This is a genomic window from Candidatus Obscuribacterales bacterium (genome assembly GCA_036703605.1).
Taxonomy (GTDB): Bacteria; Cyanobacteriota; Cyanobacteriia; order RECH01; family RECH01; genus RECH01.
Window position 1 is genome coordinate 1 of the sequence record DATNRH010000452.1, and the last position, 6,014, is coordinate 6,014.

Genomic DNA, 6,014 nt, shown 5'->3' on the forward strand with positions numbered 1-6,014 from the left:
GCTGAGCTCTTTCCAGAAGATCGACGACCCGCCAGGACAATCTATCAGGCAGCAGCGCTTCCTTTTGGTGGTCGAGTGAAGGTCATGGGAGTCGCAATCAAAGAGCGATCGCCTCACTCATGATAGACCATGGCTTCATGCATGGGTAGATGGTCATACATAGACTTGAAGTCTAGCTCTATCCTGTAAGGAAAGATGAATGCAGCTATGGTGTTGTTGATCTACAGATATCGACAGATAAGTTGTGAGTTCTGTCGATCAACTTCGGTCAACCAGGATTGCTAGGTGCGTGGTCGGGGATCCGGCTCGATAGATGAATGACCGGCAGGTGTACCGGATTCTTCCTCAAGGCGATCGCCGCTTGGCTTACTATGTTGCAAAAGTCTCCCTGGGTTGCCTAGCTGAGGCGAGGAATTCAGAGGATGAATGATCGTAAGGATTGCTCAGGCGATGGAAGCGACTTGGCATGATAGTCCCTGAATGACTCAAGAAATGCAACAATGGTTTACATAAAAATTTATTGTGAAAGCGATCGCTCAAAGCTGTATCCATAGCTAAGTGCTCGGTACCTAGCTGAAAGGATGGCCTGTTTACCAGGGGCATCTTGAGCGTTCATTTCTGCATGTTTTCGACTACTCACGTTTTGATAATCAGCCGTGGCTTCTCAACCTTCTCTCAATCTTGTCACCCAAGCTAGACCCATCAAGCGATCGCTGGCTGGCAGCATCTTCTCTGATAGCCTGACGGTGTTTTGGGGAGACTGGCTAGACTTGCGAGTTCGTATCATGCAGGTGGCGGCCTCTGGTCTCGTTTCACCTCTGATCTACATTTTAGCGTTTGGTTTGGGGCTAGGCAGTGCTCTAGATACCGTGGTCACGCCCTCAGCGGGGGAGACCTATCTACAATTCATCTTGCCAGGCATGGTGGCCCTTTCCTCCATGACCATCAGCTTTGGCGGCACGACATTTTCCATTTGCGGTGAACGCCTTTACAGCAAAACCTTTGAGGAAATCTTGCTGCTGCCAGTCCATCCCATGGCCCTGTTCCTCGGCAAAATGCTGGCGGGGGTAGTGCGGGGGCTGATGACATCGGCATCGGTGGTGGCGATCGCCTTGGTGGTGACCGGAAACTGGCGGTTTGTCAGTCCTCTTTTCCTGCTGGTGCTGGTGCTCAACTGTGCGGTCTTTTCTGGGTTAGGGGTGATTGTAGGATTGAATGTAAAATCCTTAGAAAGTGTGGGATTGCTCAACAACTTTCTGATTGTGCCCATGTCCTTTTTGGGCGCGACCTTTTTTGATCCCCAAACCCTGCCCGCTGCCTTGAAGGTGATTGTTTACCTGCTGCCACTGACCTATACCAGTACAGGGTTACGGGCTGCTACCTATTTACCCTTGTCTGATTTTCCCTGGATTAGTCTGCCGGTCTTGCTGGGGGTAGCGATCGCCCTCTGTGCTGTCGGCGCTTATCAATTTGCCCATCAACAAGACTAGCCCTGGATGGGGGCGATCGCCGGCCCATTCCTTGGGCTATGATTAGAAGCTTGTTGACTCACTTTTTGCCTCAGCCATGGCTTCCGACGATATTCGCGCAACCCGTCTTGAAAAAGTTGCCCAACTTAAGGAACTGGGGATCAACCCCTACGCCTACCGTTGGGACTCCACCCACTGTGCTGCCGAGCTGCAGGAGAAGTATGCCGATCTACCCAAGGGTGAGGCGGTGGAGTCGGCGGAGGTGGCGATCGCTGGGCGCATTCTCACGCGCCGGGTCTTTGGCAAGCTGGCCTTCTTCACCTTGCAAGACGAAAGCGGCACCATTCAGCTTTACCTTGACAAGGGCAAAATCCAAACCCACATGGCGGAGGTCGATGCAGATGCCTTTACCCACCTCAAGCAGCTCACGGACATTGGCGACTTTTTGGGCGTGCGTGGCTCGATTCGCCGCACTGATAAAGGAGAGCTATCCGTCAGCGTTGCGAGCTACACGATCCTCACCAAAGCTCTGCTGCCCCTGCCTGATAAGTGGCATGGGTTAACGGATGTGGCGAAGCGCTATCGGCAACGCTATGTAGATTTGATTGTCAATCCAGACGTGCGGGAAACCTTCCGTCGCCGAGCCCGCATCACCGCCTCGATTCGCCGCTACTTAGATGACCAGGGGTTCATTGAAATTGAGACGCCGGTCTTGCAAGCAGAAGCAGGGGGAGCCGATGCCCGACCGTTCATCACCTACCACAACACCCTAGACCTAGAGCTCTACCTACGGATTGCCACAGAGCTTCACCTCAAGCGGTTGATTGTCGGTGGCTTTGAAAAGGTGTTTGAAATGGGGCGCGTTTTCCGTAATGAAGGCGTATCTACGCGCCATAATCCGGAATTTACCAGCATCGAAGTGTATCAAGCCTACGCAGACTACCACGACATGATGGATCTGACGGAGGCCCTGATCGTGAACGCTGCCAAAACTGTATTGGGGACGCTGACCCTTGATTATCAAGGCACGTCTATTGATCTAACGCCCCCTTGGCGACGGATTACCATGCATGAAGCGGTTCAGGCTCAAACAGGCTTAGATTTCCATGGGTTCACCACGGTGGATGAAGCCCGAGACGCAGCTACGGCCGCTGGTCTCCATCATCTAGATGACTGTGCCAGTATTGGCCATGTGCTCAACGCAGCGTTTGAGCAAACGGTGGAAGAAACCTTGATTCAACCCACGTTTGTGCTGGATTATCCCATGGAAATTTCCCCTCTCTCTAAACCCCATCGCACGAAGCCGGGTTTGGTGGAGCGCTTTGAGCTGTTTATTGTCGGGCGGGAAACCGCCAATAGCTTCTCAGAGCTGACCGATCCCGTGGATCAACGCCAGCGCCTAGAAGCCCAAGCTGCCCGTAAGGCGGCAGGGGATGTGGAGGCTCAGGGTGTGGATGAAGACTTCTTGACGGCTCTAGAGTATGGAATGCCGCCCACGGGGGGCATGGGTCTGGGCGTCGATCGCCTTGTCATGCTGTTGACCAATTCTCCTAGCATTCGAGATGTAATTGCATTTCCCTTGCTGAAGCCAGAGCGATCGGATGACGCTACTGTTGACGACTAAAGGGATTTGGCTACAAGCACCCGTTGCCAGACCGATAAGCGATCGCTTGGATGATGCTTCTGAACAAGCTTGAGATTTTTCTAAAGTCTAAAGATCAAGTTAGCGATCAGAGCTGATGGGCGATCGCTATGATGCACTAGTATTAAACGCGAATAATCTACAAAAATTAGCCATGAAATACGTTTCTGCTGTTACATCCCTTCTGCTTGTCTCAACCCTAACCCTGGCCGGCTGTGGCGGTAGTGACTCGGCTGCCGAGGATCCGACCACCGGCGACAGCACCACGACGGAAACACCGACTGAGACCCCAGCAGGGGAAGCTCCCACGGCAGACGCTCCTGCCGGAGATACGCCCGCTGAGACACCCACGGCGGAGGCACCCGATACCCCTGCTGCTGAGGCCCCGGCTGGTAGCCAGGTTTATGAAGAGCCGAATGGCTTGTTTGAAGTCGCTTTTCCCAGCGGCTATGAGTTTCAAGAAACGGGTAGTGGCGTTGTCTTTGTGTCTGCCGATGATCAGTTTGGTGGCTCTATAGACTTTGGCCCAGCGCAAGGGCAGCAGCTCACTGATGAACAGCTTGAGACGGGTCTCAAGCAAGAATATGAAACCCGCTTAACCGAAGTTGAATGGCAAGGAACCGAGGTTCAGCCGGATGGTAGCTTACGGCTAGATTGGATTGGTACAGATCCTCAGGGCAATGTGCTAGATTCTGTGAGCTTTGTGGAGCAACGAGGCGATAACATTTTTATTCTGAATCTCCACGGCATTAATGCCCAATATGCCAACTACAACACCGATGCTCAAACCATTGTGAATACCTATCGCATTAACGAGTAGGGTTTGACGTAGACCTCAGAGCGGCAGATGAACCTTTGTGTAGGTAGGCATCTGCCGCTCATGATGGCTCAGTGATGGTTCGATAACGATTCGGTTCAGCGATCGCCTACACAGAAACGCCAATCAGATTGCTGAATACCCAACCGACGATGCTCATGACGATCGCCATGAAGAATGCGCCCAAAAGAGCACTCCAAATACCGTGCCGCAAACGAAAGCCAACGACTAATTTAGCCGCTAAGCCAAAAACAATCGTGTTGAGGATCAGTCCATAGATTCCGAGCGAGACCCAGTTCAAAAGAGCCGTTGCACTCAGCAGCCACTGACCAACAGCGTTGAGTAGCCCAAAGACCGCTCCAGAAATCAGAGCTTTTCCAAAACTGTCGATTTCAACGCCGAGCAGCGGAATTTTAGACACGATAATCAGGCTAATGGTGACGAATAGCCAGATGATAATAAGCTGCGTAATGTCCATAGATTTAACAGGTCCTACAGGTGACAGGTGTACCGAGATTGATGAAGAGCCGGGCTGAGAGACGATCGCCCGTTAGGAAACATAGCTCCTCGGTTGGGTCATCTACAGGTTGCCCTTATCTTCAGTTCACCATGAACAGACATGCTCATGGTGAGCATCCGCCAAAACTGTATCATTTCAGCGGCTCTTTATAGAATCCTGTATGAGCGTTTTTCACGGCTCAGTCTGGAGGACGAAAGCGTCGAGGTTTGCCGCTCATCCCTTAGGGTGATTTTGTGCCAGAGGGTCTATCAGAAGGGGTTGACTGTTCTGAGCTCCTGGGTGGCGTGAGGGGATCAATATCTCGGGGATCAATCAAGGGCACTTCATTGACCCCTGATGGGCCATCGGGGGTCAAACGGTTCAAATCATCAAACTCTTGATTGAGCAACTCATCAAGGTCAAGGGATTCGCTATTATCCAGAGAGCTACCGCCCTGGCGATCGGGTAGGGTCGCTAGGGCAACGCGATCGCTCCCCGTCGAGCGCAACAAGTCTAGGACGCCTACTACTTCGTTGTAGCTGGCTGACCGAGATGCATAGAGCACAATCAACCCACTGGGGCTACTGACTTGATAGGTGAGGAGTTCGCGAATTAACTCCTGTTCCGTGACCGGTTGGCGATCTACATAGAGTTGACCAATGGGATCAAGGCTGACAATCAGCATTTCGCGCATTTGACTGGTGCCCGAGCTGGCCCGAGGCAGGTCTACGTTGATGCCAGCTTGGCGGGTCAGCCCCATGGCTGCCAAGATGAAGAAGGTCAAGATGCAGAAGATCACGTCGATCATCGGTAGAATCTCGATGCGTGTTTCTTCGTCGGGAGAACCCATGTTGATTTTCATACGCCGTGCCCCTTCTCGGTCAATGTAGTTCAGTAGGTTGAGGATTCTTCGCTAGCCGGTTCGTCTGACGATGGGTCAGAGGAAGAGGGGTCTGTAGCTGGATCTGTGGCTAGATCTTTAGCGGGATCTGTGACGGGATCTTTAGCTAGACCGTCACCATTAGCTGGCTGGGCTTCTTGGACGTTGGCTACAGCAGCAGCGGCTAGATGGGATGGATGGGCTGATGGGTGGGCTGGAGATGTGATGAACCGATGTTCTGACCAATCTTTGCGGTAGAGCAGTTCTAGCTCATTGCCAGCCTTGCGAAAAATCTTGGATTGCCCAAAGACAAAGCCTTGAAACAAGCGGTAAAAGGCCAAGCTAGCGATCGCAATGATTAAACCCGTCGCGGTGGTAATCAACGCCCTTGAAATCCCGAAGGTCACACCGGCGGTGGAGGTGGTACCAATATCCCCAAGGCTGATTGATCCTAAGGATTCCATCAGCCCCAGCACGGTGCCGAGGAGCCCTAGCAAGGGCGAAAGGGCAATCACCACTTCTAAAATTTTGTCGCCCCGGCGCATGGCCGTCAGCTCTTCGTCGGCCGCCGTTTCTAAGGCAAGCTGGAAGACTTCTGGAACGGGTTGGTAGAGGTGGAGGGCATTGTAGAGAAAACGCCCAATGGGTTGATCATTGGCTCGGCGGGCAATATCTGCTGCGGCCTGCCAGTCTCGCCGGGCCGCTTC

General features: G+C 52.7%; 6 protein-coding genes. 3 read left to right on the forward strand and 3 right to left on the reverse strand.

From position 1 onward, the window contains the following. Positions 1-656 precede the first annotated feature (656 nt). The 3 genes from V6D20_09555 to V6D20_09565 all read left to right on the forward strand — a co-directional run bounded on the left by V6D20_09555 (position 657) and on the right by V6D20_09565 (position 3,931). The gene (locus V6D20_09555) at positions 657-1,490 is read left to right on the forward strand and encodes an ABC transporter permease (GenBank protein HEY9816025.1); all 834 of its coding nucleotides are present in this window, start codon (positions 657-659) and stop codon (positions 1,488-1,490) included. Positions 1,491-1,566: 76 nt separating this feature from the next. Next, positions 1,567-3,093, forward strand: a complete 1,527-nt coding sequence (gene lysS / locus V6D20_09560; protein HEY9816026.1) for a lysine--tRNA ligase — start codon at positions 1,567-1,569, stop codon at positions 3,091-3,093. A 172-nt stretch (positions 3,094-3,265) separates the two neighbouring features. Beyond that, entirely contained in the window at positions 3,266-3,931 is a 666-nt protein-coding gene (locus tag V6D20_09565) for a hypothetical protein (GenBank protein ID HEY9816027.1), read from the forward strand. A 106-nt stretch (positions 3,932-4,037) separates the two neighbouring features. Here the strand turns inward: V6D20_09565 and V6D20_09570 are convergent, their stop codons facing one another. The 3 genes from V6D20_09570 to V6D20_09580 form a co-directional block, all read right to left on the reverse strand. Further along, positions 4,038-4,406, reverse strand: a complete 369-nt coding sequence (locus V6D20_09570; protein ID HEY9816028.1) for a phage holin family protein — start codon at positions 4,404-4,406, stop codon at positions 4,038-4,040. A 262-nt stretch (positions 4,407-4,668) separates the two neighbouring features. Next, a complete protein-coding gene (locus V6D20_09575; GenBank protein ID HEY9816029.1) occupies positions 4,669-5,289 on the reverse strand; it encodes a biopolymer transporter ExbD in 621 nt (206 codons plus the stop codon). 29 nt (positions 5,290-5,318) lie between these two features. Further along, positions 5,319-6,014 (reverse strand): MotA/TolQ/ExbB proton channel family protein (locus V6D20_09580; GenBank protein HEY9816030.1); only part of this gene is annotated, 696 nt, incomplete at its 5' end.